This is a genomic window from Microcystis sp. BLCC-F209, from assembly GCF_041928595.1.
In the GTDB taxonomy this organism is placed as follows: Bacteria; Cyanobacteriota; Cyanobacteriia; order Cyanobacteriales; family Microcystaceae; genus Microcystis.
Genome location: NZ_JBHFLL010000195.1, coordinates 1 through 25,282, shown reverse-complemented (window position 1 = coordinate 25,282; position 25,282 = coordinate 1). Strand labels below are relative to the sequence as shown.

General features: G+C 43.0%; 24 protein-coding genes, 1 tRNA gene and 1 other RNA gene. 13 read left to right on the top strand and 13 right to left on the bottom strand.

Annotation, left to right across the window (positions count from 1 at the left end; all coding sequences use genetic code 11):
- Nucleotides 1–97 precede the first annotated feature (97 nt).
- The 4 genes from ACE1AQ_RS12605 to ACE1AQ_RS12590 form a co-directional block, all read right to left on the bottom strand.
- Nucleotides 98–1,024 (bottom strand): hypothetical protein, encoded by a 927-nt coding sequence (locus ACE1AQ_RS12605; protein ID WP_110543059.1) that lies wholly within the window; start codon nt 1,022–1,024, stop codon nt 98–100.
- A 327-nt stretch (nt 1,025–1,351) separates the two neighbouring features.
- Nucleotides 1,352–1,993: a hypothetical protein gene (locus tag ACE1AQ_RS12600; protein WP_106909202.1), complete on the bottom strand. Its 642-nt coding sequence runs from the start codon at nt 1,991–1,993 to the stop codon at nt 1,352–1,354.
- The gene (locus ACE1AQ_RS12595; RefSeq protein WP_008206228.1) at nt 1,990–2,451 is read right to left on the bottom strand and encodes a hypothetical protein; all 462 of its coding nucleotides are present in this window, start codon (nt 2,449–2,451) and stop codon (nt 1,990–1,992) included. The genes ACE1AQ_RS12600 and ACE1AQ_RS12595 overlap by 4 nt, the downstream gene beginning before the upstream one ends.
- A gap of 74 nt (nt 2,452–2,525) precedes the next feature.
- The gene (locus ACE1AQ_RS12590) at nt 2,526–4,535 is read right to left on the bottom strand and encodes an ATP-binding protein (protein ID WP_008206225.1); all 2,010 of its coding nucleotides are present in this window, start codon (nt 4,533–4,535) and stop codon (nt 2,526–2,528) included.
- Between the two features lie 199 nt (nt 4,536–4,734).
- Here ACE1AQ_RS12590 and psb32 point away from each other — a divergent pair, with 199 nt between their 5' ends.
- The 3 genes from psb32 (at nt 4,735) to ACE1AQ_RS12575 (ending at nt 7,197) form a co-directional block, all read left to right on the top strand.
- Nucleotides 4,735–5,418: a photosystem II repair protein Psb32 gene (gene psb32 / locus ACE1AQ_RS12585; RefSeq protein ID WP_008206222.1), complete on the top strand. Its 684-nt coding sequence runs from the start codon at nt 4,735–4,737 to the stop codon at nt 5,416–5,418.
- Nucleotides 5,419–5,562: 144 nt separating this feature from the next.
- Nucleotides 5,563–6,162, top strand: a complete 600-nt coding sequence (locus ACE1AQ_RS12580) for a hypothetical protein (RefSeq protein ID WP_008206221.1) — start codon at nt 5,563–5,565, stop codon at nt 6,160–6,162.
- A 222-nt stretch (nt 6,163–6,384) separates the two neighbouring features.
- Nucleotides 6,385–7,197, top strand: a complete 813-nt coding sequence (locus ACE1AQ_RS12575) for a transglutaminase family protein (RefSeq protein WP_008206219.1) — start codon at nt 6,385–6,387, stop codon at nt 7,195–7,197.
- A gap of 116 nt (nt 7,198–7,313) precedes the next feature.
- On the opposite strand, the gene ACE1AQ_RS12570 is transcribed toward ACE1AQ_RS12575, so the two are convergent.
- Nucleotides 7,314–8,120 carry a hypothetical protein gene (locus ACE1AQ_RS12570; RefSeq protein ID WP_106909205.1) on the bottom strand — a complete coding sequence of 269 codons (807 nt, stop codon included), beginning with the start codon at nt 8,118–8,120 and terminating at the stop codon, nt 7,314–7,316.
- 81 nt (nt 8,121–8,201) lie between these two features.
- Between ACE1AQ_RS12570 and murG the strand changes: the two genes are divergently transcribed.
- The gene (gene murG / locus ACE1AQ_RS12565; protein ID WP_106909206.1) at nt 8,202–9,275 is read left to right on the top strand and encodes an undecaprenyldiphospho-muramoylpentapeptide beta-N-acetylglucosaminyltransferase; all 1,074 of its coding nucleotides are present in this window, start codon (nt 8,202–8,204) and stop codon (nt 9,273–9,275) included.
- Here murG and ACE1AQ_RS12560 read toward each other — a convergent pair.
- From ACE1AQ_RS12560 to ACE1AQ_RS12550, 3 genes are all read right to left on the bottom strand, one after another.
- Nucleotides 9,257–9,847 (bottom strand): Uma2 family endonuclease, encoded by a 591-nt coding sequence (locus ACE1AQ_RS12560; RefSeq protein WP_110543062.1) that lies wholly within the window; start codon nt 9,845–9,847, stop codon nt 9,257–9,259. The genes murG and ACE1AQ_RS12560 overlap by 19 nt on opposite strands.
- A gap of 35 nt (nt 9,848–9,882) precedes the next feature.
- On the bottom strand, nt 9,883–10,743 hold the full coding sequence (locus ACE1AQ_RS12555) for a fructosamine kinase family protein (RefSeq protein ID WP_008206211.1): 861 nt from the start codon (nt 10,741–10,743) through the stop codon (nt 9,883–9,885).
- Between the two features lie 214 nt (nt 10,744–10,957).
- Nucleotides 10,958–12,247, bottom strand: coding sequence for a pitrilysin family protein (locus tag ACE1AQ_RS12550; protein WP_110543065.1), 1,290 nt, complete (start codon nt 12,245–12,247; stop codon nt 10,958–10,960).
- A 362-nt stretch (nt 12,248–12,609) separates the two neighbouring features.
- Between ACE1AQ_RS12550 and ssrS the strand changes: the two genes are divergently transcribed.
- The 3 genes from ssrS (at nt 12,610) to ACE1AQ_RS12535 (ending at nt 14,678) form a co-directional block, all read left to right on the top strand.
- Nucleotides 12,610–12,797: non-coding RNA, 6S RNA (gene ssrS / locus ACE1AQ_RS12545), on the top strand.
- 197 nt (nt 12,798–12,994) lie between these two features.
- Entirely contained in the window at nt 12,995–14,371 is a 1,377-nt protein-coding gene (locus ACE1AQ_RS12540; RefSeq protein ID WP_110543068.1) for an NAD(P)/FAD-dependent oxidoreductase, read from the top strand.
- Between the two features lie 52 nt (nt 14,372–14,423).
- Nucleotides 14,424–14,678 (top strand): hypothetical protein, encoded by a 255-nt coding sequence (locus tag ACE1AQ_RS12535; protein ID WP_008206196.1) that lies wholly within the window; start codon nt 14,424–14,426, stop codon nt 14,676–14,678.
- A gap of 386 nt (nt 14,679–15,064) precedes the next feature.
- Here the strand turns inward: ACE1AQ_RS12535 and ACE1AQ_RS12530 are convergent, their stop codons facing one another.
- The gene (locus ACE1AQ_RS12530) at nt 15,065–15,706 is read right to left on the bottom strand and encodes a hypothetical protein (protein ID WP_002766539.1); all 642 of its coding nucleotides are present in this window, start codon (nt 15,704–15,706) and stop codon (nt 15,065–15,067) included.
- 287 nt (nt 15,707–15,993) lie between these two features.
- On the opposite strand from ACE1AQ_RS12530, the gene ACE1AQ_RS12525 reads away from it, so the two are divergent.
- From ACE1AQ_RS12525 to ACE1AQ_RS12505, 5 genes are all read left to right on the top strand, one after another.
- A complete protein-coding gene (locus ACE1AQ_RS12525; protein WP_110543071.1) occupies nt 15,994–17,040 on the top strand; it encodes a glucokinase in 1,047 nt (348 codons plus the stop codon).
- Nucleotides 17,037–18,104 carry an acyl-CoA dehydrogenase family protein gene (locus tag ACE1AQ_RS12520; RefSeq protein ID WP_008206191.1) on the top strand — a complete coding sequence of 356 codons (1,068 nt, stop codon included), beginning with the start codon at nt 17,037–17,039 and terminating at the stop codon, nt 18,102–18,104. The genes ACE1AQ_RS12525 and ACE1AQ_RS12520 overlap by 4 nt, the downstream gene beginning before the upstream one ends.
- A gap of 10 nt (nt 18,105–18,114) precedes the next feature.
- Nucleotides 18,115–18,186 (top strand) — tRNA-Gly (locus ACE1AQ_RS12515).
- Nucleotides 18,187–18,307: 121 nt separating this feature from the next.
- Entirely contained in the window at nt 18,308–19,804 is a 1,497-nt protein-coding gene (locus tag ACE1AQ_RS12510; RefSeq protein WP_008206188.1) for a tetratricopeptide repeat protein, read from the top strand.
- A gap of 853 nt (nt 19,805–20,657) precedes the next feature.
- Nucleotides 20,658–20,858, top strand: a complete 201-nt coding sequence (locus ACE1AQ_RS12505; RefSeq protein ID WP_172456611.1) for a hypothetical protein — start codon at nt 20,658–20,660, stop codon at nt 20,856–20,858.
- Here ACE1AQ_RS12505 and nrtS read toward each other — a convergent pair.
- From nrtS to ACE1AQ_RS12485, 4 genes are read right to left on the bottom strand one after another with little or no spacing between them, the layout of a single operon-like run.
- Nucleotides 20,799–20,948 (bottom strand): nitrate/nitrite transporter NrtS, encoded by a 150-nt coding sequence (nrtS, locus tag ACE1AQ_RS12500; protein ID WP_157221771.1) that lies wholly within the window; start codon nt 20,946–20,948, stop codon nt 20,799–20,801. The two genes, ACE1AQ_RS12505 and nrtS, sit on opposite strands and share 60 nt — an antisense overlap.
- Before the next feature lie 3 nt (nt 20,949–20,951).
- Nucleotides 20,952–21,515, bottom strand: a complete 564-nt coding sequence (locus tag ACE1AQ_RS12495; protein WP_008206180.1) for a GUN4 domain-containing protein — start codon at nt 21,513–21,515, stop codon at nt 20,952–20,954.
- Nucleotides 21,516–21,567: 52 nt separating this feature from the next.
- Nucleotides 21,568–22,698, bottom strand: coding sequence for a CO2 hydration protein (locus ACE1AQ_RS12490; RefSeq protein WP_008206178.1), 1,131 nt, complete (start codon nt 22,696–22,698; stop codon nt 21,568–21,570).
- 31 nt (nt 22,699–22,729) lie between these two features.
- On the bottom strand, nt 22,730–23,086 hold the full coding sequence (locus ACE1AQ_RS12485) for a DUF1823 family protein (RefSeq protein WP_106909212.1): 357 nt from the start codon (nt 23,084–23,086) through the stop codon (nt 22,730–22,732).
- Nucleotides 23,087–23,272: 186 nt separating this feature from the next.
- Here ACE1AQ_RS12485 and ACE1AQ_RS12480 point away from each other — a divergent pair, with 186 nt between their 5' ends.
- Nucleotides 23,273–24,166 carry a DMT family transporter gene (locus ACE1AQ_RS12480; protein WP_008206167.1) on the top strand — a complete coding sequence of 298 codons (894 nt, stop codon included), beginning with the start codon at nt 23,273–23,275 and terminating at the stop codon, nt 24,164–24,166.
- Nucleotides 24,167–25,282: the final 1,116 nt, after the last annotated feature.

The following is a 25,282-nucleotide window of genomic DNA, read 5'->3' as shown; positions in this document are numbered from 1 at the left end:
TGCTTTTTTGTTACAGACAGCTGGTTTAAGTCGCTTGTCTCAAGAATTTTCAGCAATGAGGTAGCACAATTTAAACGCTTCTTAGCTTACCACTCGCTTAGTTAGATAGAATCAGCATTACCCTTGTGCGTAAACGTGCATCGGCAGATCCCCATATATCTGGTGCAACCCACTCATTAAAAGACTTATAGCTGCCTACACCTTCTCCTGTAGTAGTGACAACAATTGATTCCGTTGTTTCATTGATTTGTCGAGTAATTTTTCCAGGATACAACATATGTTTTGGAAGGGTATAGTTAGTGATTGAATAATCATTCTGATCAATAGTAGTTCTTATTGGATTTCCACCAGTTAAAGTTTTGATTCTACATTGCTTGACGGGTTTATCATCCAAGAGAGAGGGAACTATAAACTGTTCTTGAGAAATCATAACTTGGAAAACTTTGTCTTTAGTACAATCTGCATTTGTTTTAGAACAAATAACGTTTTCTACAACATAAAAATGATAATTTGGATTTCTTCCATCATAGCTTGTCACAATGGATTCATCATCACAAGGATGATTTTGTTCGGAATAAAGCCGACCACTAAACGAACATGACACCCCATGAAGACCACTACAATTGCTTTCTTCAAGAATTAGTTTATTATTGTCAAACATAAAAGATATGTTACAAGGTTTTGATTCTTGTGTTGTCGGATCTCCTGCGATTGAAGCCTCCGCGACATTGCTTTTTATCCATTTAGCTCTACCTGATACAGAGCCAATACAAGGAGCTAATCTATTAGAGGTAAATAATTCAAAGTCAAATCCATCACTGTTATGGTTTGTTATGTCAGCACCTATTTCCTGGGCACTAGACAAATACTTTCCTCCATAATTTTGTGTTTGCGTCTTACTTGATAATTCTTGATTATTAGCTTTCGGTGTTATCGTATTTTGAGAAAAGTCCCCATGAAATAATACAATGACAGATATGGCTGTGATCAATACTATTATCGCACTCAAGATAATTGTTTTCATTAGTAATTTTTGACCAGATGGGATATTAGGCTTTTATGTTTTATATTATAGCAGGGTAGAAGTGTAACGCACCCTACTGGACTGACACGACTAAAATGTTGCTTGGTAAAACTGCTTAATCTAAGTCTAGCAAGGATTTGAGCCAAAAAGCTAATGCACTATATTAGCTGTGTCAATCCAGTAGTGAGTTGTTTCAGCTAAAATAGGGCAATAGATTTCGGCTTAAAGTCTTAGATTATAGAATTTATAGCATTTTTCTAATACACCAAATTAGCTGAAACAATCCAGTAGGGTGCGTTAGCATAGCGTAACGCACCGAAAATAAGGTTAAAAGCGGATTTGGATGGCCCCAGCAGGAGGTTGAAAGGGGAGATTATTATTATTAATTCTCAGGGGAGAACCAGGTATTACCTGCACATTTGGGGTGGTGGGTTGACTTTCGTTGGTACTCAGTAAAGTCAATTGATTAATACTAGGATTGATTGCAAATTGTTGGGTAATGACTCCCGACGGACAACAGGAAGGATCCCGGGAGAGAAATCTTCTCATGTTGACGGTGATCATACCATCTTTAGTGCTAAGATTATCGACAATTACTCGATCGGCTAACAGGACAGTATCGGTGTTAGTGGCAGTACCATTATTATCAATCACTAGGGCTAAATAATGTAATTGCTGTTGATCTCTAGTAATCACTCTTAAGACGACAATACCATCAGTCCTTTGATCATTATTATAGTCCCCCATCAAAGCTTCTCGACTGACTTGCACTCCTAAAATTTGTCCCTCATTGGATTGAAAAATACCATCGCTGACAATTACGGAACCCCGATTGGGAATGTTATAGACGGTATTCCTTAAATTATCCACGCTCAGGGGTGTAGATTGGGCAAGTAAGGGCAGAGAATTATTTAATAGTAAACTGATACCCAGGAGAATAGATTGAGGCAAAATTGCTAATTTAATCATGGTTTTGATGGGTTGGGTATATTTTCTTGAGTATCGAATAACTGCACGTTATTAATGGTACAAACCATCCCCTGTTGTGCTGCTAATTGATCTCGCCATTGGCTTAATTGTTGTTGACCATTACTACCATTTAACCAGTAAACTGTCAAGAGGCCGAGGGTTTGTTCTGGTTCACAGGAAAAGCCGAGAGTTTGAGCGGGTATATCGGCATTTCCTTCACCACATTGCCAACCTTGTTTTTCAATTAATTCTTGCCAACCTTGCACTTCTTTGGCAGCCACGGCAATGCGTCGATCCCCTTGGTTACAAACCCAATTTTTCTGCTGGGTGGGATCATTCGGTAGATCACCAAGATTGGGGGAATTTTGCTTGATTGGGGGAAGCGAGGGGACTTGAGCATGAACGGAAAAAATCGGTAGTATTAACCAAGTACCGATGAGCATTTTTAACAGTTTCATCCTTTAAAATTGCCATATTTAGGGATTTATGCCTTTAGAATATCACGTTTTTGAGAGCTAGATAAAATACTCTCTTAAGATATGTTTAAATCTCTAATTATGGTTTCGATCGCATCAAAGGAAAATTCTCCGGCTAACTGTTGTAAACCTTGGGCAAGGGTAGCATAATCGGGGGGAATTTCTGCGGTTAGGGCGATAATTTTTTCATCATCACATTCTCGCGCCGCTTGTTGCAATTGTCCAATCCAAGCGGGACTGATTAATTTTAATAGGGATTGCAGGGAATCGAGGAAAACTGGCGAATAATTGGGCTGATTTGGCTCATTATCGGCATAAATATATTTTAATCCTAGATATTCGCTCATTTTTTGCCAGATAACTTCCTCTCGGAAAGGTTTACGCACGAAATCATCACAACCGGCGGCAATAACCAAGGCGCGATCCTCTTCAAAAGCACTGGCAGTTAGGGCAATTATCACCGTTTTTCCGCGATTATCAGCCTCTAACTGCCGAATTTCCCTAGTTGCTTCGTAACCGTCTTTCACTGGCATTCTCATATCCATCCAGATAAGATGAGGTTGCCATGCTTGCCAAATTGCGATCGCTTCTTGACCATTAGCGGCCTCTTGCACGGACAATCCTAGGCTAGTCAGGAGTTTCAGCAACAGTAAACGGCTTTCTGGTCGATCATCGACGACTAATATGCGATATTTAGGCTGATTTTCCGCTAAAGCGATAACTTTTGCCCTATGGGTTTCGGTTTTAATCTCATTTTCCCCCACCAAACCCACCTGAATATCAAAACTAAAAACACTTCCTTGACCCAGAATACTACTAACTCCGATCGCACCCCCCATCAACTCAACAAATTTTTTACTGATAGGTAAACCCAATCCTGTCCCCTGTTGAGATTTTCGTCCCGTTTCCGTTTGATTAAAGGGTTGAAATAGCTTATAAATCTCCTCTGGGGCGATTCCTGCGCCTGTATCTTCAATTTCCCAGAGCAATCGCTGATAATCTCCTGTTTTATCCCCTACTTTTACCCGGAGAGTCACCCCTCCCGACTCGGTAAACTTTAATCCGTTACCCAAGAGATTGATGAACACCTGTCGCAATTTACTTTCATCAGTACATATATATTGAGGAAGAGCGGAGCTGCGCTCAAAAATTAAGCTCAAAGCTTTTGCCTGCGCTTGTGGACGTAGCATTTCGGCAATATTATCTAAAAGAGCGTATAAATCGAAATTACTGGGATTAAAAACCGTTCTTCCCGCTTCTATCTTCGACATTTCTAGAATATCGTTGATTAACTCTAATAAATGTTCCCCGCTACGATTGACAATTTCCAAATATTGGCGATATTCACTGCTGAGGCTGCTATCCCGGGATATTAAGCGAGTAAAACCCAAGATAGCATTAAGAGGAGTGCGTAATTCGTGGCTCATGTTAGCTAGAAACTCACTTTTAGCTTTATTTGCTTTAACCGCCGCTTCTTTAGCCTCTTTTAATTCTTTTTCCGCTTCATATCTACTTTGTGCAATCGCAATTAATTCTCCCACCAACCGCACAAAGGTGACATCTTCCTTCGTCCATTGCTTTTCTGCACTGGCATCCAATCCCAGATAACCCACCGTTACCCCGGAACTATCCCACATGGGAACGATTAAGAGGCAGGGAGTAGGACTATGAGCGAGAATAGTTCTTTCAGGGATAGCAGTGGGGGGTAAATCGTCTAAAGAGTTCAGTTTAACTGGAATACCGTTTAATAATTGTTTGGAAAACCAAGGAAAGCTTTCCGTCGAGAGATTTTGTGATTGTTCCCGAATCGGGATAACCTGCGGATAGTCGGGGTGACAGTATTCATAAACCATACTCCACTGCTGACGACAGCTGGAATATTGAATAATGTAACAGTGAGCGCTCTGGGTAAATTGACAGAGCAGTTCCAGGGTATGATCGATCGCCAAGTGGATATCTTGAGAAATTAGTAATCTTGTCACCCGTGAGAGCAAATTATCGCGATGTGCCTGCATTTCTAGGGCTTTTTCCCGTTTTTTAGGCTCTAGTTCCTCAAAATCACTCATAATCAGTTATCAGTTATCAGTTATCAGTTATCAGTTATCAGTTATCAGTTATCAGTTATCAGTTATCAGTTATCAGTTATCAGTTATCAGTTATCAGTTTCACTAAAAAAAGCTTCCCATCTGCTGTCTCCTGTCTTCCTAATCAAAAAACAGTAAACTTTTCCCCTATTATGTTCTATAGGAATTTTACCGAATCAATATGCTCAAATTATTAGCTTCTCTCCTTCTCTCCTGCTGTATAGCCTTGGGTGTTTCCCTGTCACCGGCTGCTGCCATGGGAGTCTATGACCTCCCTATTTTAAGCCCCGGAGCGCCCACTTATGTAGTCGATCCCGTTGCGGCCATTAGTGCCGCTAACGAGGGAAAATTAAATAAAGACCTGAAAAATCTCGCCGAAAAAACCGGCCAGGAAGTGAGAATGGTAGTAGTCCGGCGCTTGGATTACGGTCAAAAAATTGACAATTTAGCCGATGATATCCTGAGAGAATGGTATCCTAATCCTGAAGATCGGACTAATCAAACTATCATCGTCCTTGATACTTTAACCAATAAAACTGCTATTCGAGTTGGGGAGGAGGCAAAACCCCTATTAACCGATGCTATTGCTGATAGTATCCTCTCGGAAACTATGGCAGTTCCCCTCAAAGATGGGGGAAAATATAATCAAGCTTTACTCGATGCTAGTCGTCGTCTAACGGCGGTACTTTCTGGAGAAGCGGATCCCGGACCGCCGGAAGTAGCGACAATTAATATCGAAAGTACCTTTACTACCGCAGAAGAAACTGACGATAAAAATGCCACGATTTGGGTGATAGTTTTACTGGTTTTAGCTACAGTAATCCCCATGATCACTTATTTTTGGTACGCTGGTTTTGGTCGCTAAATTAAATTAATGATCTGGGACTGATACAGCTAAAATATTCTCATAGATAGTAAAATCCTCAGCCTGCATGGGCAAGATGAATTAACTTCTATTGGTAGATTTCAGTTGTATCAGTTCAACCCATGTGCTTAACCTTAATAACTAATGTCTAGACTGCTAAATAAATTACAATCCTATTATCGACAGGAGGAAGGAACTTACTTAATTGAAATTAAACTTAATCAGTTACAGCAAGTCTTTAATTCTCTCGATCCTTCGCCATTCTTAGATAGAGATTTAGACGATAACGCCGAAAATTATATTATTAACTCTGTTGATGAATTCCCCCTCAATACCCCCCTTAAATTAGTCTTTTATCTTCCCAGTAACGAACAGAATACCGCCCGACATCTGTTACCATCAGCTTTACATAATTATTTTGACTATCGCCAACAGGTAGAACAAAGAAAATTACGGACAATTTGGCGACAGGGACGCATATCTTTGCTAATTGGTCTCTCCTTTCTTTTTGTTTGTTTGAGTCTCAGCGAATTAATTAGTCGTTTTGGCAGTGATACATTTATTCACTTCTTAGAAGAAGGATTATTAATTAGTGGTTGGGTGGCCCTCTGGCGACCTTTAGAAATCTTTCTTTACGAATGGTGGCCTGTCAGTTATCAACAAAAGATTTTTGCTAAACTGGCCTACATCCCCATTGAAATCCGTCCATTAGAGGAACAATCCACCCCGGACTCTTTTCGATAGAGCTAATCCTGCCGATGGCTTGTGTTCAAAGTTACAAAGCTTTTAGTTGAAGCAGTTTACAATAAAATTAACTCTGTATTAAGCTTATCGGTTTTCAGCTTGGCTATTACTTTCTCCTCAAACTTTTAACTAAGTAGTCGGGCCTAACTTTTTTCAGTCTGGCGATTATTGGTGTTTCATCTCTACCAATCCTGACAAAATTTCATTTAGATAGGAGTCCTAATGTTAATCCGTGTTGGTTATGAATTTGGCTTTGATGCCCCCTTCCCCGTGGTTATGTTGTTAAAACTTTATCTACACCCCTCAATTTTAAATCAAGTTAGACAATCAGAAAAATTGCAGGTGGAACCAGCAACAAAAATAGAAGAATTTTTAGATAGTTTCGGCAATCGAACCAGTCGTCTAATTTTACCCGCCGGACAGATTCGCCTTCACAATGAAGCAGTTATCGAGAATGAATGGAAACCCGACATCGTTAATTGGAATGCCCAAGAAATTCCCTTAGCAGAGTTACCAACCCAAGTTTTTCCCTACCTAATGAGTAGCCGTTATTGTGAAGTGGATTTGCTTGCGGAAATTGCCTGGGAACTTTTCGGACAAACTCCCCCCGGTTGGGCAAGGGTACAAGCGGTTTGTGATTGGGTTCATAGTCACATTAGTTTTGGTTATGAATACGCGCAGGTGACAAAAACCGCCTATGATGTCTATCGGGAAAGAAAGGGGGTTTGTCGCGATTTTAACCATCTAGCTTTGACTTTTTGCCGTTGCCTCAATATTCCCGCCCGTTATGCCTCTGGCTATCTCGGAGATATCGGTATTTCTCCCCAACCCCTACCGATGGATTTTAGTGCTTGGTTTGAAGTTTATTTAGACCATCAATGGTACACTTTCGATGCTCGTCATAACACCCCCAGAATCGGGCGAATTTTAATGACTCGTGGCTTAGATGCCGTCGATGCTGCCCTAACAACTTCTTTTGGTCAAGTAAATCTAACAAAATTTAAAGTATGGACGAGCGATGTTTCTCGCCTCTAGGCTTAATTAGGGTAGGCTGCCCGCGCATCTAAATTTTGTTGAAATGAGGCGAGAGGCAACAGTAATAACACCCCACACCCCACCAAAAAGATTTTTCAGCAAACCCCAGATAAAAATTATTTTTCTACCTTCACCCGTTGACTAACGACAACAATCCCATCTCCTTGAATTAAAATCGCCGATAACCAACGATTTTCTGGTGTTGCCGGTGCTTTTACACGCTTAAATAAACCGCCGGACTGTAATAATTCCAATTCTAGAGGCTTTGTATTAATATAGCGCTCAATATCCACTTTCTCATCGATCGCCGCTCCGGCCAATAAATCATCCCCCAAAGGTTCGCGGACAATCACATCAAAATCAAATTCTTCACCCACTTTCACCCTTTCCGGAATTCTCACTTGAATACTGGGGGGATTTTTGCCGGTGCTTAACTCAACTCTCTCGCTTAAAATCTCCTGATAAACCAGTTTATTACCTTGAAATTGTTGACGAGAACGAATAGTAGCATTCATTCTCACCACTCGTCCCTGCACCTTTCCCGTCCCGGTAATTTTAGTAATTGTATTGGCCGTTAACTTATCACCAGAACGACTCCAAGATTCGAGAGTAGTGGTATATTGTAGATTGTTATAACGTTCCCAAAAATGAGTTAAAGCCTTTTTAGTTTTTTCGTAGGTCAGGCCATCGGAGTTAGTAAATTTCGGACTATAAAACTCCATTAACTGCTTGAGATTTCGCTCGTTAGCTGCCGTTTCGATTTTAGAGATAAGGGTTTTTAAATTAGCTGGGGCAGTTTCTGGCTTTTCGGCCCGCAGACCGGTGGCAAGGGTGAAAGTTAATCCCAACCCTAACAGCAACGACAGGGAAAAATTAAGAGATTGACGAAAAAATTTATCGGGAATCGTGTTCAAGTTACGCATTAGTGATAGTTTGTGTAAGGATGGATCAATAACTATGGTAGATTATTTCATTCTAGGGCTGAATTTACCCTCTCTCGAATTATGGCACCCACTCCAACCCGTCTCTTGATTGCCGCTAGTGGTACTGGTGGTCATTTATTTCCCGCCTTGGCTGTGGCCGAGCGCTTGCCAGATTATGAGATTGAATGGTTAGGAGTTCCAGACCGTCTCGAACAGTCCTTAGTTCCAAAAACCTATCCCCTGCACACTATTCCCATTGAGGGGTTTCAAACCCGTTTGGGGTTAAAAACTCTCAAGATTCTGTTCGGTCAACTGTGGGCCATTTGGCAAGTGCGTAGTTTAATCAAAAAACGTCAGATAGCGGCAGTTTTTACCACCGGGGGTTATATCGCAGGCCCGACCATTTTAGCGGCTCGTTTAGCCAATATTCCCGTCATCCTACACGAATCTAACTACATACCGGGCAAAGTCACGAAAGTTCTCGGTCGCTGGTGCGATACGGTTGCCCTCGGTTTTCAGGGAACCGCCAGCTATTTACCCGGCACTCGCACCACTTGGGTTAGTACACCAGTACGGGAGCAGTTTCTCATTCCCCAGTCCCTAGATTTACCGATTCCAGAGACTGCTTTTTTAATTGTCGTTGCCGGTGGTTCTCAAGGGGCCGTGGCTCTTAATCAACTTGTCCGACAAAGCGCTCCCCAATGGTTAGAAAAAGGCATTTATATCGTGCATCTCACGGGAGAAAACGACCCCGAAGCGGATAGTTTGCGCCATTCTAACTATTTTTCCCGGCCTTTTTACAACAACATGGCGGGACTATGGCAAAGAGCTAATCTAGCTATCAGTCGCTCCGGTGCCGGCACTTTAACGGAATTAGCGATCACTTGTACGCCTTCGATTTTAATTCCCTATCCTTTTGCTGCCGAAGACCATCAGTTCTACAATGCCAAAGTTTTCGCCGAAGCTCAAGCCGCTTATCTTTACCGTCAAAATGAGTTAACTGCTCAGTTTTTAAGCGAATTAGTCCTCGATTTATGGTCTAATCCCGAAAAATTGGCCGCCATGGCTCAACAAGCTTCTCATCTAGCCATTAGTGACAGTGCCGATTTATTAGCCGATTTGTTGAGAAGAAAGAGTCAAAAAGATAGTTTTTGAAACAAATCAGCCACGGGAAAAGTGAACCCCGGAACCACCTCTTCCCCCTCCAAAAAATCTCCTGATGTTAATAATCCCTGCGGTTCGTACCCGGAACGATAAACTAAAACATAGTGTTGACCTGGACTGATAACCCAGAGCAAACGAGTACCATTGGCAAAATACTCGGCAATTTTGTCCTCGATTTCTGCCACTGTATTCCCTGGAGAGAGAATTTCTACCACTAAATCTGGCCCACCTTCTAAAAAACCCGTCGGCAATTCTTCCAATCCTTGCAGACGTTCCTTGGCAAAAAAGGCTATATCAGGAGAACGTTTATTGCCATTTTTCATGGTAAAAGCAGTGCTGGAGTCCAATAATACACCTAGTTTTCGAGATGTTACTAAACCGAATAAAGCAGCACTTAAAAGAATGGCAATATAACCGTGTAAAGCTCCAGAATTGCCCATATTAATTAACTCTCCCTTGACCAATTCGTAACGATTACCATCGTCAGGTAACGCCATAAATTCTGCATCAGTCCATACTTTTGTCTCTGGAGTTTTAATCACAGTAGTTTCTCGAATAGACATAATTTATCCTCGGTAAATATTCACAAGTAAAACCCTTAAAGAATTTCCTGTAACATCCGATTGGCCTGGGAGGCGTAACCACCACCAAATAAATTAAAGTGATTGAGAATGTGGTAGAGATTGTAAAGAGTTTTGCGCTGTTGATAACCGGCATCAAGGGGGAAAACATCGTTATAACCCCGATAAAAAGCCGCCGGAAAACCGCCAAAAAGTTCCGTCATGGCTAAATCTACCTCCCGGTCTCCCCAATAGGTGGCCGGGTCTAAAATTACTGGTTCCCCATCGACGGTAATGGCCGCATTTCCCGACCACAAATCACCATGGACGAGGGAGGGATGGGGTTGATGCTGACTCAAAATCTCGCTAATAGCGGGAATAACTTGCTCCTCGTCGGGAAAATTGCCGCCGCGATCCTTCGCAAGTCTTAATTGATAGCCAATGCGCTGATGAGCGAAAAAATCCGCCCAATTGTTACTAACGGTATTAATCTGGGGAGTAGAACCAATGGTATTATTACACTGCCAACCAAAGCGATCGGATAGGGAAACTTGATGTAAACTGGCTAAATTTTGCCCCATTTTTTCCCAGCTTTGGCTATTGCCACCGCCGAATTCTAGCCACTCTAGCACTAAATAACTAGATTTCTCGGCAATTCCCCAACAAATTGGCTCTGGAACCCTGATAGTCTTGGTAGCGTGAATTTGCTTTAATCCTAAAGCTTCGGCTGCAAACATGGCCTCTTGGTTCGCTTGGTTAATCTTAACGAAATAAATTAAACCATTGCCACTAACGGCATAACCCTGATTGATACAGCCACCACTAACGGGACGACTTTTCTCAATTTCAAAGGGTTTTTCCGTGGTTTGGGCAATATGTCGAGCAATTTGAGTCCACATAGGTTATCAGTTATCAGTTATCAGTTATCAGTTATCAGTTATCAGTTATCAGTTATCAGTTATCAGTTTTAAGTTAATTAGTTATTTAGTTATTTAGTTATCAGATGTAAGTTTATCAGTTGTAAGTTTTAAGTTAATTAGTTATTGATTTATTTATTTATCTTCATCTTTATCCCTGATTACTGTTCACTGATTACTGATTACTGTTCCCTGTTTACTGAATTGGTCTTACCACCACCACACCGTAAGCGTTGGGATTTAAATACTCTTGACAGGCATTTTGAATATCCTCTAAAGTGAGGGCTTCAATGTGTTGGGGATAACAAAAAGCCGGTTGTAAATCACCGATCTGAGTATGATAATAACCGTAAAGGTTAGCCCGATCGCTCGGTCTTTCATTGCTAAAAATAAACCGATTGGCCACTTGGGTTTTAACTCGTTCCAGTTCAGAAACTGTCACAGATTTCTGTTGAATTTGTCTAATCTGTGCTATGACTTCCCTCTCCACCTGCTCGATATTTTCCGAGGCTAATTGGGCCGAAATGGAAAACACTCCTTGCACTGCTTGGGACATATTACTGGCAGTTATTTGGGAAACTAAGGCCTTTTCTTGGCGCAGAGACTGAAATAATCGCGATACCTTGCCCTGACCAAGAATAGCCGCTAAAACATCGAGAGGATAGGTTTTTTCTAAGTCTCTCAACCCCGGCACTTTCCAAAATAGGATTAAGCGGGCCTGCTGCAAATTTTCATCCTCGTATTCTTGACGGATAATCTCGTTAAAAGGAGCTTCGGGCTGTAGATTAGCGATCGGATGGGAAATAAGCCCAGAATCGCTCTTACTGCCTAAAGTATCTAAAGAATCGCTCACAATAGCCATTAAATCATCTACAGGCAAATTACCCACCACCGCCACCGTCATCCATTCGGGACGATACCAAGTCCGATGAAAATCTCGCATTTGTTGAGCAGTAAGATTTTCAATCACTGCCATCGGACCCAACACCGGACGACGATAGGGTAAAACTTGAAAACAAGTCTCCATGGTGCGATAAAAAGTGCGACGACGGGGATTATCCTGAGAACGACGAATTTCTTCTAAAATAACCTGTCTTTCTCGCTCAAAAGCTTCATCGGGAATTAAAGCTTCTAAAACCACTTCTAGCTGCAGCGGGGCCAGATGGGCGAAGTCCTGCGGGGCAGTGGTAATGTAATAATGGGTGTATTCTTGGCTAGTAGCGGCATTAGTCACCGCTCCCCTCGATTCGATCGCCCGTTCAAATTCGCCACTGTCTAAGTTAGGGGTTCCCTTAAAAACCATGTGTTCGAGAAAATGAGCCATGCCATTGATCTGATCCGATTCTAAGGCCGAGCCGACCTGCAGCCAGACATTGAGATTAACCGCTTCCACCGGTTGACTTTCGGCAATAATCGTTAAACCATTGGCAAGACGGTGCAGAATCGGAGTGTTAAGCGTGGCAGGTTTCCCTAGGATAGCCGTCATTCTTTATTAGTCCTCGGTAATCACTCTGGCAAAAATTGTCACTTTTCTCTATTGTAGTCCCAGACTTTCACAGAGCCAACAAGATCAGGTGTTAGGTGTTAGGATTCAGGAGGCAATGGGCAATAGGCAATAGGCAATGGGCCGCTTTATTCTCCCATCTCCTCACTTCCCCAATTCATAATTCATAATTTATAATTCATAATTCCCCACCTCCCCACCTCCCCACCTCCCCACTTCATAATTCATAATTCATAATTCCCCATCCCCCCACCTCCCCACCTCCCCACTTCCCCACCTCCCCACTTCATAATTCATAATTCTCCTCTTGCCTCTGAGAAAAAAAAATGCTATGATCAAACTAAATCGGGCTTCTACGTTGGTGACTGCCTTTCAAGTTTTTTGATCTATGCTTGATTGTGATAAGGGAGCAAGTAACCAATCCGTGTGGTAGTAAACCGAGCTTGTACTCGGAAACAGAAACGCGGAATATAAGTTCCCACCTGGTTAACCCAGGTCATAAACTTAGGTAAAACGGCGTAGCGGTCTTTGCAAGTTTTTCGAACATATCCGGCAAAACCCAGGCATAGGCCTTGTACCTACTGGGTTTTGCCCTCTTGGTTGGTCAAAAAAGCCAGTATCTATATTTTTTTCTAGATTAAAGACTACTGTTTTCGGTAACGCTTGTCACCGCTAAATTGTGACAATCCGGACTACACTAGGGAGAAATTTATGAATTATTGTTAAGCAATGACTGAAAAACAGCCAAGAGTTGTTGTCATAGGCGGCGGGTTTGCGGGTTTATACACGGCCAAAGCCCTAAAAAACGCCCCCGTTCATGTTACCCTCATCGATAAGCGAAATTTCCATCTTTTTCAGCCCCTCCTCTATCAAGTTGCTACTGGGGCGCTATCTCCGGCCGATATCTCCTCACCTTTGCGCTTAATCCTACGGGGTCATGACAATACAGATATTCTCCTCGATCATGCCATAGATATAGATCCGGTCAAGGGAGAAGTGATCTTGGAAGATCACCCGCCAATCGCCTACGATCAATTAGTTATTGCCACGGGAGTCAGTCATCACTATTTTGGCAATGATCAATGGCAGCCCTACGCTCCTGGGTTAAAAACCATTGAAGACGCAGTAGAAATGCGTCGTCGCATCTATCTCGCTTTCGAGAAGGCCGAGAAAGAAATCGATGCCGAAAAGCGGCAAGCTTTATTAACTTTTGTTATTGTCGGTGGCGGACCGACGGGGGTAGAATTAGCAGGAGCGATCGCTGAAATTGCCCACGGTGCGCTTAGGTCTGATTTCCACCAGATTAACCCCACAGAAGCGAAAATTTTGCTCTTAGAAGGGATGGATCGAGTATTACCCCCCTATGCGCCCGATTTATCCGCTAAAGCTGCCGCTTCTCTCATAAAATTAGGGGTGACAGTGCAAACTAACAGCATCGTTACCAATATTGTTGAAGGTTGTGTCACGGTCCGTCAGGGAGAAAAGACGACAGAAATCGCCGCCGAGACAATTTTATGGGCAGCAGGGGTAAAAGCATCGAGAATGGGGCGAATTTTGGCCGAAAGAACCGGGGTAAATCTCGATCGCGTCGGCCGGGTAATCGTTGAACCCGATTTAAGTATCGCCGGTTATGCCAATATTTTTGTGATCGGGGATCTGGCTAATTTTGCCCATCAGGGAGATAAACCTTTACCCGGAATTGCCCCCGTGGCCATGCAGGAGGGGGAATATCTGGCTAATTTATTAATTTCTCGCCTAAAAGGGCAAACTATTCAACCTTTTCATTATATCGATCGAGGTAGTCTGGCAGTTATCGGCCAAAATGCGGCCGTGGTTGATTTGGGATTTGTCAAGTTTTCCGGGTTTATCGCTTGGTTAGTCTGGGTTTGGGCCCATATTTACTATCTGATCGAATTTGATAATAAATTAGTGGTGATGGTGCAATGGGGTTGGAATTATTTTACCCGCGGTCGTGGCGCTCGTTTGATTACGGGAGAGGGGCAAAATTTAGCCTCGGGACAATTGCCGCAAAATCACAGCCAAAATAATAATCTGGCCGTTTCTAACCCGAAGGAAACTCTCTCTCCACCAATTGTGAAAGTGTGAAAAAATAGCCGTGATTATCCAGTTATCAGTTAGCAGGTAAGAACAATCGATCATGAAAATAGAACGTCCTAATAGTCTAGAAATTACCCCAGAGGAAAGCCAAGAATTAGAATATTTACGGGTGAAAATTGAACGAGCGATTGAAGATGGTGTGATCACAAGAATAGAATTTGAATCGATTAAAATGATCATGTTTTCTAACAAGAAAAACAATCCCGACCAAATCCTTCGGCAAGTGACACTCTATCGCAAGTTAGTCGTTGAAAAACTGAATAATAGCGAACTAATTTTTGAATCTCCCCAATAGGTGGAAATTCCTTTTTTAGCTATTTAGTACTAATGCTCAAACTTTCTTTCCCTTCTTCCCACTCCCAACTATCCTATACCTTTTAAACGGGATTTAGTAAGTAGCTAGACACAATTAATTAGGGTTTGCGGCAAAAAGTACGGGCGAAGCATTCGGATAGAAAATCTCCGGTTTCACCGATAGGTTATTGCCCGAATGCTTCGCCCCTACAGGACTCGGGCTGATGAAGACGCAAGGTTTTTAACGACGATTCTCTCAAAATCTTGCACCTGTTTCGCGAGAAAAGCCATAAAACTCTTACGTTGCCTACATTTCACATTTATTCAGCAAGCCCTAATTATACATATCTAAACACCTCTTGCCTTTTACCTTTTGCCTTTGTTAGCTTATTCTTTTTTGTCGCTACCCGGAAAAGCTCGACCTTGAATATTTTCTAAAGCTGAAACTGCCGCCCTGGAACCGGCGATAATATCTCGTTCTTCTCCCCCTAAATATAAGCGGCCAAAACTGCCCACGGAAGTAACGTGTAGGATATTAATTAAAGCAGCTTTTTCGGCCTGATTAGCAGCGAGGGAAGCGTAGGCGGCCGGTTGCACTTCTAAAACGTATAAAGTCTGTCCTGCCATTAACATCATACCCCGAGAACTACGGTTAATTAATTGGGCTTGGTAAGCGTCAATGTTGCGAATAATTTGACTAGAGACAATTTGCGGTTTCAGACAATCGCGCTGACTAACGCCTAAATACTGCAAAATTGCCTGACCGGCCGCCCTGACCTCTCCCTGACTGCTAGAATGGAGTTCTAAGAGTCCATAGAGTCTTTCTACGAATAGAACCCCCGGACGAACCACGGCGGATTTGAGGGCAATATCGGTGATGCGATTAATCTCGATGCCGGGGGAAATTTCAATCCAGAGGGAAGCATCCCCGGGTAAGGGTAAAAATCCTTGGGCGACTGTACCGATGTAAGCGGCGTGTTGAAGCTGTAAATTGTCAAGATAAACGTAACTGCGAAGTTCTACACCCAAGCTAATTTCTCCCTCTCTGGTCTATCTTAAAAGTTATGGGGACAGCTATAGGTTCTGCCGCCCAATCGATCGCCTTGAGGCTACAGTTAGACCTAAAATGTCTTTAAGTGCCGTTTCTGTCCTCTAGCAAATCCCCATTCCAACCCCGGAGCGACGATTAATCAATCCTTAATTAGGGCTTAGGCATTACCATCTTTCACTATAGTATAGAATTGACGGCCTTTAAATTTGCCTGGGGGAAGGGGTAAAAAACTATAATTATGGGGAAAAACTGAGGGACAACCAGCATGACGATTCTTTTAGGGGGAGATATCGGGGGAACTAAAACAATCCTGCGTTTAGTGGATTGCCAAAACTCATCGGATAGTCCCCAACCCCGGCTAATTACTCTCGATCAAGAAATTTATCCTAGTAAAGAATACCCCGATCTGGTGCCGATCGTCCAGCAGTTTTTGGCCCGACAAACCACTATTCCCCCAGTGGCAAAAGCTTGTTTCGGTATTGCAGGTCCGGTGGTTAACAATAGTTCCGAATTGACTAATTTAAGTTGGTCCCTAACTGGCGCTCGCCTAAGCCGCGAGCTGCAGATTGAGCGAGTAAAATTAATTAATGATTTTGCGGCGATCGGTTATGGGGTGTTAGGATTAGCCCCAGAGGAGCTGCACAATCTACAGTCGGCCCCCGCAGTACCAGAGGCCCCGATTGCGGTTATCGGTGCGGGAACTGGGTTAGGAGAGGGTTTTTTGATCCCTGTCTCGAAGGGTACATATCGGGTGTTTGGTAGTGAGGGTTCCCACGCCGATTTTGCCCCTCGATCGAGTTTAGAATATCAACTATTAAATTATCTCTTGGAACTCTATAATATCGAGCGAATTTCGGTGGAGCGAGTGGTTTCTGGCCCTGGAATCACTTCTATCTATCGATTTCTCCACGATAGTAACTATAGTCAGTCGTCACCGGCCATGGCGGAAATTTACCGTACTTGGTTAGCAGAAATGGGTAAACCGCAAAAAACCGTCGATTTAGCGGCTAAAATTGCCAGTTTTGCCCAAGATGACTCGGATTATCTCTGTGATCAAACCATGAAAATCTTTGTCGAGGCCTACGGTGCGGAAGCGGGCAATTTAGCCCTCAAGTTGCTTCCCTACGGAGGATTATACATCGCGGGAGGGATTGCGGCCAAAAATCTTCCCCTAATGACCGAGGGTAGCTTTATGAAGGCTTTTCGGGCTAAAGGTCGGATGAGGGAGCTATTAAGCAATATTCCCGTTCATATCGTCCTTAATGCCGAAGTGGGACTGATGGGGGCAGTTTCCTGCGCTAGTCAGCTATGAGCGATGGTTTACTGGAGATGGCTAGGGATTATTTTCAGAATAGGATCGCCCCGCAAGCGGCCCAGATTGATCGCGACCCGATCGCCCTACAATTAGCTTTACAGGGTATGGGCGATCACTGTTTGTTAGCTTTGCGTGTTCCCAAAGAATGGGGGGGTGCGGGATGGGAGGAAGGCACCTATCGACAATTCCAAATCCTCGGCGCTCGTTATTCTGGCGCTTTAACTTTTCTGCAAACCCAACACCAAAGCGCCGCTAATCAATTAGCCACCAGCAGTAACCAAGACCTGAAAAAGTTTTATCTCCCCAAAATGGCCTGGGGCGAAAAGCTAGTGGGGGTGGGGTTTTCGCAACTACGTCGTCCGGGGGAACCAATGATGAAAGCGTTTCCCATGACCGGCGGCTATCAACTCCGCGGACAGGTCCCCTGGGTGACGGGATGGGGCTTTTTTGAAGATTTTATCATCGGCGCGACCCTCCCGGACGGGCGATCTCTGTACGGTCTTCTACCGCTGCAGGCTCTCCCTGGTCTGCAATGCAGTCCCCCGATGAAATTATTATCGATGAGTGGGACTAATACGGTGAGCCTTACCATACAAGACTACTTTTTGTCAAGGGATTTTATTGTTAGTTTACAACCAGCGGCGGCGATCGAGGCCAGCGATCAAAAAAATGTTCTCCATCACGGTTTTCATGCCCTTGGCTGTGCTTGGGCGGGCTTAGATGTCATTTTGGGTGTTTATCGACAAAAGGGGCTAGAAAGCCTAAAAAATGCCCATCAACAGCTAGAAAAGGCCCTACTGTCCTGTCAAGAAAAAATGTTAAATTCCCACCAGGCCAGTTTTGCCGACCAACTGCACTGGCGCGGTCGGGCGATTAATTTGGCTCTACAATGCGCTCAAGGGGCAGTGATTGCCTCCGGTGGGGCGGCAAATATTTTTGATCATCCGGCGGGGCGAGTCTATCGGGAAGCTTTGCAGTTTAGCGTTTCTGGACAAACCGGCGCGGTGATGGAAAACAGCCTAGGGCAGTTGCTCTGGCTGGGGGGTCAATGCTATGATTAGGGAGAATTTTGCGGGTATAGTTCAGTGGTAGAACGTCACCTTCCCAAGGTGAATGTCGCGCGTTCGAGTCGCGTTACCCGCTTCTGAGGACAATTGATGTAATATATCAATTAGCTGGTAAGATGGGCATGAACAAGTTAACCCCTTTGGCTGTTAACCGTCCCGTCAAGCCGTCCTAGGGTAAAGATAATCCTATCGCTACCATGAAACTAATTATCGGGGGACGTTACCAAGTTATTAAACCCCTAAGTCAAGGGGCTTTCGGTCAAACTTTTCTAGCCCAAGATAACTATCGCCAGGGCTGTCCTCAATGTGTGGTCAAACAGTTAATCCCGCAAGTGGTTAACGAAGTTACTATAGCATTATTTGAGAGTGAGGCCAGAGCTTTAGAAAAACTCGGCCATCATCCTCAAATACCGCAATTTTTCGCCAGTTTTCAGGAAAATAATTCCTTTTATATTGTTCAAGAATTTATCGATGGTCACGATCTTAGTCAAGAAATCTCTAAGGGTAAGCGTTTAGAAGAGAGTCAGGTAATTCAGTTATTAAAAGATATCTTGGAAGTTCTCGCTTTTGTCCATCAAAATAACATTATTCACCGAGATATCAAACCCCATAATATTATCCGTCGCCAAGAGGGGAAGCTAGTTTTAATCGACTTTGGTGGAGTCAAACAAGTGGGGACTCAATGGCTAAAAGCCAAACAGACCAGTGTTTCGATTGGGATTGGCACCCCCGGTTATATGCCTAGTGAACAGGCGCAAAATAAACCGCGATTGTCTAGCGATGTCTATGCCGTGGGAATCATCGCTATTCAAGCCTTAACCGGTCTCAAACCGACGCAATTTCCCGAAGATGCCGAAACCGGAGAAATCGCTTGGCGCAATCAGGCCGATGTTAGCGATGATCTAGCGGTTATTATCGATAAAATGACCCGTTATGACTGGCGCCAACGCTTTCCCTCGGCAGTAGAAGTTTTAGATGCCATAAAAGAGTTGCTGCAATTGCGTCAACAACAAGCTTTAGTGCAGCAAATTTCAGCAGAGGATTTGTTTTATCGCGGTAACGCCCATCTCGATTTGAGGCAGTATCGCGAAGCAGTTCAACTGTATCAGCAGTCCCTGCGGAAAAAGCCCAATTTTGTCAATGCTTGGTACAATCGCGGTCTGGCCCTGCAACGATTGGGGCGTTTTCCTGAAGCTTTAGGGTCTTTTAATCAGGTAATTCAATTAGAGACTAATAATGCTCGGGCTTGGTTTTATCGCGGCATCGCTTTGGCCAATTTACGACAAATCAGCGATGCGATCGCATCTTGGGATAAGGCAATTCAACTGCAGCCAGATTATCTGGAAGCATGGCATTACAAGGGCATGATTTTATGTCGGATGCAACATTACACGGAAGGTCTAGCGGCTTATAATCAAGCCCTGGCGATTAAATCCGATGCTAATGTCTGGTTTAGTAAAGGCGAAGCTTTACGGGAATTAGAACGACTCAGTGAAGCGGTCGCCGCTTATAATAAGGCTTTACAGTTACAATCGCAAGACGCTGAGGCATGGTATCAACGGGGTTGTTGTCTCTACAAGTTAAAATGTTTCTCGGAAGCGGTGGTTTCCTTTAACCAAACCCTACGACTACAGCCTAGCCATCAATTCGCTCTCCAACAACGGAATTTAGCCCTTAATCACCTGAAATTGTAGGCAGCAAGTCAGCATTTTTGCCGATTAATCCCCTTCCCCTCGCCCTTGGTTTGGGAAGTAGGCAGTGGGGCCGAAGATTTTGATCCTCATTCAGTGGCTCTTTCCTGCCGACATTCCGCACATCTTCATATACCTTTATACCCACATTCCCCAAGATGTTTTGACGAAAAAGCTTCATTGTAGAAACTACTATTGAGAACATTTTCAATAATTGATTTTTTCTGAGAAAACAAATTATACCAATTCTCCAAAGTCTGACTACAGAAGTTTAATCCCCCTAAATCCCCCTTTTTAAGGGGGACTTAAATTCGATGTGTAGTTTTCATTTAGAGAAATGGTAAGTACCTAAGCAAAATTAATTATACATATCTAACCGCCTCTTGCCTCTTGCCTCTTGCCTCTTGCCGGCTCTCCCAGGTTTGGTGGGTAAAATGTATTCTAAGATACATTCCTCAAGAGCGAGGGAGTGGAAGGAACCACTCCGGACACAGAGGACACAAAGATCGATCGATCCTATATAAGTTAAACTGATCACACAGAACCTAGAAGAGCCTCTTGCCTTTTGCCTATCTTCACTAGGAAATTAATTTTGCACGACTACTTATTACAATTCTTCCCCTTGATGAAAATCGATCATTGTAGCTACAATCTTTACTGGCAAAGGGTTGTAAGCAATGTATTACTAAAAATTATCAATTGAATGTTAAGAAGTGCCGAAGGTGGATTCCTGGCGGGACTTTCATTTTTCCTAAGGATTCAGGTCAGGGGATTGACAAAAACCGAAAAAAGTCTAGATTGAGAGCTACTAGACAGAGACAGCCTGAAAAACCTGACCCCAGAACAACTGGTGAAGATGGTACTGAAATCACAGGAGTTAGTAGTCAAACAAGGCGAAACCATCGAGAAGCTGAAGGGTTATCTAGGGTTTGCGGCAAAAAGTTTGTTGGTGGGGGCAGGGTGTGGGGTTTTACCGATTTTCATCTGGTCAATCAGCCTAGCGATCGCTTGTTATCCGCCCGCACATCATAGCATAACTGTGGTTAATTGTCAATAAAATTGTCCCCACTACTACAGACACTTTTATCCCGGTGGGGGCAAATTGGGGGGATAATAAAGCCCGAAAATAGCCGATAATCCCTTTCATTGCCTATAAATCGCACTCTATCAGGCGAGTAAAACAAAAAGTCACCATTTTTAACCCGTAGGGAGACTTCCACCAGAGAGCGGGAAAACAGCCTTCCGGAGCTGCGAGACTAAAATCCCAGTGATCATAATCATCGATACGCCACTGATCTTTGTTGCGCCATCCCACCAATTCTCCAAATTTTTTAATCGTTTCCGCATCTTGGGTTCGCAGGGTGTTAATATCACCCCCAGCGGCAAAATATAACTTCACCTGAGCGCTAAAACCGAAATGATCGCCGCTATAATTTTTCCAAAGGCGATCGAGTACGCGAATCACATTAACGGGAAACCGCATCATATCCTCTGGGGTTAAAGTATCGCGGGTTCTGCCGGCAGCTTCGAGGATAACTCGGAGGGTTTCTGCGTCTGCCTCCCTAAAGTTCCCCTCAGCTAGGAATTGCTGTAATTTACCATAGCGCTCGATGTCCGGTACTAACATCTGCCGCGCTTCGATGAGGGCAACCCGTTCGCTCAAAGATTGCAATTGAGCTAAAATATCCTGAAGTTGGGGGTTAATATCTGACATAAATCTAAGGGGTTTGTTGACTACAAAAATTACCGATTTATCGGCAAAATAATCATTGATTTACCGCTTCTAATCGCGACTTAACAAAGCGATTCATCCATGCTTCTAGATAGATGCGATTGGCTTTTTTTTCTTTTAAATCTGTGGTAGTTAAAGGGTAAGGTGCTAATCCTTGAATGGCTGCCGTTGTCACACAAAACATCGACTTCTGAAAAGTTTCGCAGATCTGGACTAATAAATCCTCCTCCTGACGAAAACTCTTTTTATAAATGTCGTGCAGATAATCTGGTAAAAAGTGACGCATATCCTGCATTAATAGCGTGGGAGGAATTCCTGCACCCCCTATGGGTAAAGGATCCGCATACAAAGCACCATAGGCAAACATTCCTTGATCGTAGGGAATTTGATAGGCTTGGGCATTATAGGAAATTGTACCGGGGAAAGGTGTTCCGCGAAAGAAAACCGCCTCAACGTAGGGGATTGCCGTATCCGCAAGAAAGGTTAATCCTGCCGATTTGGGGATCAAATCATAGGTTTGTCCTTTGATTTTTACCTGATAGACAATTGGGTTACTAGCATTATCGACTAAATTTTTCTTAATGTGTGCCACCACTTCGGGAATATTAGTAATTTTTCCGGCATCGTAGAGATCGGATAAACTTAAAAAGGTATCGGCCATAATTCGCCAAAATTGACCTAAACCACTATAGTAGGCCATCATTCGCATTTGTTCTGGCAAAAATTCAGGAAAGGCTTTATTTAAAATTAACACTAGGGGATTATTCCTAAATTTAGCTTGAATAACCTTGGCTGTCACTTCCCGAAAAGCACCACTATCTGCATAACTATCTAAACCACCCCCACCATGCCAAAACATGGCTTTCATACAGTATTCAGCATACTCAAAATTAATGCGATCGTGCCACCAGTGTTGTAGTAATTTCTGCCAAGATACTTGACCATTAAAATATTTAAAGAAAGGGAAAAAAACCAAAAACTGATTTTCCGCAATATAAATTAAATTTTTGGAATAAGCATCTAACACCACTCCGTAACTTTTCAGGATACCCACTACCTCGATCAAATTCTGGGGAGTATCTTTTAACAATGCTTCCCCAGCCGTGAGACGATCAATATAGGATGCTAGGGGATGAGAGGAGGACTTGACAGGGATAGTGACCATGCTAGAAGCTTGATAAAATAACTTTCCTCATCTATTTTAACGCATAAAAGCACAACCAATTGGCGGCGGTGGCACGGCGAGTCATGCGGGGATTGAATTCGCCAATTTTATAACCGGTAAACCCCAATTTATCTTTTAATAATTGTTTATTTTCTGGCAAGATCGATCGAGTTAATTTTACTGTTGGGGGACGATTGGCAATAAAATCCGGGGGTTCGGGATATTCACGGCGCCAACCTTCCTCTACTTGACTATTATCCCATTTTCCTTGACTTTCATCGTAGCGATAACCTAAACTTTGCCAGACCAATCTATTAACGGTTTCGTCGTCAATTTCATCGTTAATAATCGCCAAAATTGTTTCTATATTTAATTCTGGTAGTTCCATAGATCAAGTCAATAGCAGATGGGAAGTGGGGAAGTGGGGAAGTGGGGAAGTGGGGAAGTGGGGAAGCTGTCTCATCACCCTATCACCCCAAAACCCTATCACCCTATCTCCTGACGACCGACTCCTGCCTGCGGTTAAAATAACTGGTGAACAACATCATTGATCATCGCGTAAGCGTAGCCTATTTTGCCTCCTTCTAACGCCAAAATTATTTTTATTTTAACTATCGGTGTGGTGTCGGTTTCTGCATCGGCAATTTTTATCCGGTTAGCGATCGAAGCGGTAGGTAATGCTACGATCGCATTTAGTTTATTTTTAGCGACTTCTCGTCTGATCTTGGCTTCCGTTGTCCTAATTCCGAACTGGTTTACCTTATCACGCCAAAAAGTCCCCATTCAAGCCTATTATTACGCAGTGGGGGCAGGATTTTGTTTAGCTCTCCATTTTGCTACTTGGATTAGTTCTCTATCCTACACCTCGATCGCCGCTTCTACCACTTTAGTCACTACTAATCCCCTCTGGGTTTCCCTGTTGGGTTGGTGGTGGTTTCGAGAAAAACCGAGCAAATTAACCTTTATAGGCATTTTTGTGGCTCTAACGGGGGGATTATTGATTGTTTTAGCCGATCGAGATGTCAGTAGTTCTTATCCTAACCCTTTATTGGGCAATAGCTTGGCTTTAATGGGGGCAATTCTCGTCAGTGGTTATATTCTCCTCGGACGGGAAGCACAAAGAAAGGGCTTAAATATTAAGAATTATATAACTGTAGCCTACACTACCGCAGGATTAGCCTTATTACCTTCTGTTTTTTTATTTGGTCAAGATTACGAAAGCTATCCCCTATCCGTGTATGTTTATGTGTTAATGATGGCGATTTTTCCGCAATTAATCGGTCATACTAGCTTTAACTGGGCTTTGCGATGGGTAGCACCGACAATAGTAACCATGGTAATTTTATTAGAGCCAATTGCCGCTAGTCTGTTAGGAGTGTTCATTTTTGGTGAAATACCAGCCCAAGAAGTCATTTATGGCGGATTAATTCTGTTAATCGGCGTAGGCATTGCTATTTTAGGCGGATAAGCTGTTGGTGTCTCTAAATTACCGGTTAAGACTGAATGGGAGCGGGGAGCAGCGAGCGGAATGTAGAAGTTGACCCTATTCACCCTATCAGTTTAGACGGAAAGGATGAATAGAAAAACCTTCAAACATCGGGCATTTTTCAGATAGGCCAACACCAAACACTCGAACTTGTCGCCCATGTCCCGTTTAGATGTTGGCGCCTCTCTAAATTCGTTGAGAATGTCCTGAATGGTCACTGCCGTCTAACGTCCTTGTAAGCTAAGACGGATTTAAATCGCTTATTCTCAGATTATGCCCCGATGGCGAGCGCAATCTAGACCACGAATGCAAAGATTTGTAAAATTGTAGCTTTTGATCCCACTTTCCGCAATTCTTAACATTCAATTGATAATTTTTACTAATATATTGCTTAAAACCTGTTGCCAGTAAGGACTATAGCTACAATGATTAATTTTTATCAAGGTGAAGAATTATATTTTTTTCTCAGAAAAAATCAATTATTGAAAATGTTCTCAATAGTAGTTTCTACAATGAAGGTTTTTCGGCTCTTCTCGAATTTGTGTGATAATTTTTGCTTAGGGAATCCTGAAGTGCTTATCGGGCATAACTTTTAGGACTATTGTGGGGAAGAAACTATCAGTATAAAACTCGTTTCCACACAGAAATCAGAAGAGCCGTTTTTCTTCAGAACATCTTGGGGGATGTAAAAAAATATAAAAGTATATGAAAATGTGCGGAATGTCGGGTTGATATTTTTACGGGTTGTGTATTCTTTGGTTTTCTTCCTTTGGAGTTTTTCAGATTATTCTAAAGATAGATTTACTAAGAATAGACAGTATTTATCGTTTAGCCGTCTGCCATTGGCGTTGGGTGGGGTTGTTGCTTGACCCAAGCTGCGAGGGGGGCGAGATCATTTTAATTCATTTAATTTAGCGGAGTAGCATTAACATGATTTTGAATTAGGCGAGAAAGTTATTGGCTCTCTTAGGTTTGGTGGGCAAAATGTATTCTAAGATACATTCTTCCTAGCGAGCGAGTGGAAGGAACCACAAAGACACAAAGGACACAAAGATTGATCGATCCTATATAAGTTAAACTTATCACACAGAACCTAGA

Excerpts from the sequence above, each read along its gene's own strand:
- nrtS (WP_157221771.1), bottom strand. The coding sequence starts at position 20,948 with ATGAAAGGGATTATCGGCTATTTTCGGGCTTTATTATCCCCCCAATTT.
- ACE1AQ_RS12505 (WP_172456611.1), top strand. The coding sequence starts at position 20,658 with ATGGTACTGAAATCACAGGAGTTAGTAGTCAAACAAGGCGAAACCATC.
- ACE1AQ_RS12490 (WP_008206178.1), bottom strand. The coding sequence starts at position 22,698 with ATGGTCACTATCCCTGTCAAGTCCTCCTCTCATCCCCTAGCATCCTAT.
- ACE1AQ_RS12560 (WP_110543062.1), bottom strand. The coding sequence starts at position 9,847 with ATGTCTATTCGAGAAACTACTGTGATTAAAACTCCAGAGACAAAAGTA.
- murG (WP_106909206.1), top strand. The coding sequence starts at position 8,202 with ATGGCACCCACTCCAACCCGTCTCTTGATTGCCGCTAGTGGTACTGGT.
- ACE1AQ_RS12525 (WP_110543071.1), top strand. The coding sequence starts at position 15,994 with ATGACGATTCTTTTAGGGGGAGATATCGGGGGAACTAAAACAATCCTG.
- ACE1AQ_RS12550 (WP_110543065.1), bottom strand. The coding sequence starts at position 12,247 with ATGACGGCTATCCTAGGGAAACCTGCCACGCTTAACACTCCGATTCTG.
- ACE1AQ_RS12575 (WP_008206219.1), top strand. The coding sequence starts at position 6,385 with ATGTTAATCCGTGTTGGTTATGAATTTGGCTTTGATGCCCCCTTCCCC.
- ACE1AQ_RS12495 (WP_008206180.1), bottom strand. The coding sequence starts at position 21,515 with ATGTCAGATATTAACCCCCAACTTCAGGATATTTTAGCTCAATTGCAA.
- ACE1AQ_RS12595 (WP_008206228.1), bottom strand. The coding sequence starts at position 2,451 with ATGAAACTGTTAAAAATGCTCATCGGTACTTGGTTAATACTACCGATT.
- psb32 (WP_008206222.1), top strand. The coding sequence starts at position 4,735 with ATGCTCAAATTATTAGCTTCTCTCCTTCTCTCCTGCTGTATAGCCTTG.
- ACE1AQ_RS12555 (WP_008206211.1), bottom strand. The coding sequence starts at position 10,743 with ATGTGGACTCAAATTGCTCGACATATTGCCCAAACCACGGAAAAACCC.
- ACE1AQ_RS12590 (WP_008206225.1), bottom strand. The coding sequence starts at position 4,535 with ATGAGTGATTTTGAGGAACTAGAGCCTAAAAAACGGGAAAAAGCCCTA.
- ACE1AQ_RS12570 (WP_106909205.1), bottom strand. The coding sequence starts at position 8,120 with ATGCGTAACTTGAACACGATTCCCGATAAATTTTTTCGTCAATCTCTT.
- ACE1AQ_RS12600 (WP_106909202.1), bottom strand. The coding sequence starts at position 1,993 with ATGATTAAATTAGCAATTTTGCCTCAATCTATTCTCCTGGGTATCAGT.
- ACE1AQ_RS12580 (WP_008206221.1), top strand. The coding sequence starts at position 5,563 with ATGTCTAGACTGCTAAATAAATTACAATCCTATTATCGACAGGAGGAA.
- ACE1AQ_RS12520 (WP_008206191.1), top strand. The coding sequence starts at position 17,037 with ATGAGCGATGGTTTACTGGAGATGGCTAGGGATTATTTTCAGAATAGG.
- ACE1AQ_RS12605 (WP_110543059.1), bottom strand. The coding sequence starts at position 1,024 with ATGAAAACAATTATCTTGAGTGCGATAATAGTATTGATCACAGCCATA.
- ACE1AQ_RS12535 (WP_008206196.1), top strand. The coding sequence starts at position 14,424 with ATGAAAATAGAACGTCCTAATAGTCTAGAAATTACCCCAGAGGAAAGC.
- ACE1AQ_RS12510 (WP_008206188.1), top strand. The coding sequence starts at position 18,308 with ATGAAACTAATTATCGGGGGACGTTACCAAGTTATTAAACCCCTAAGT.
- ACE1AQ_RS12485 (WP_106909212.1), bottom strand. The coding sequence starts at position 23,086 with ATGGAACTACCAGAATTAAATATAGAAACAATTTTGGCGATTATTAAC.
- ACE1AQ_RS12540 (WP_110543068.1), top strand. The coding sequence starts at position 12,995 with ATGACTGAAAAACAGCCAAGAGTTGTTGTCATAGGCGGCGGGTTTGCG.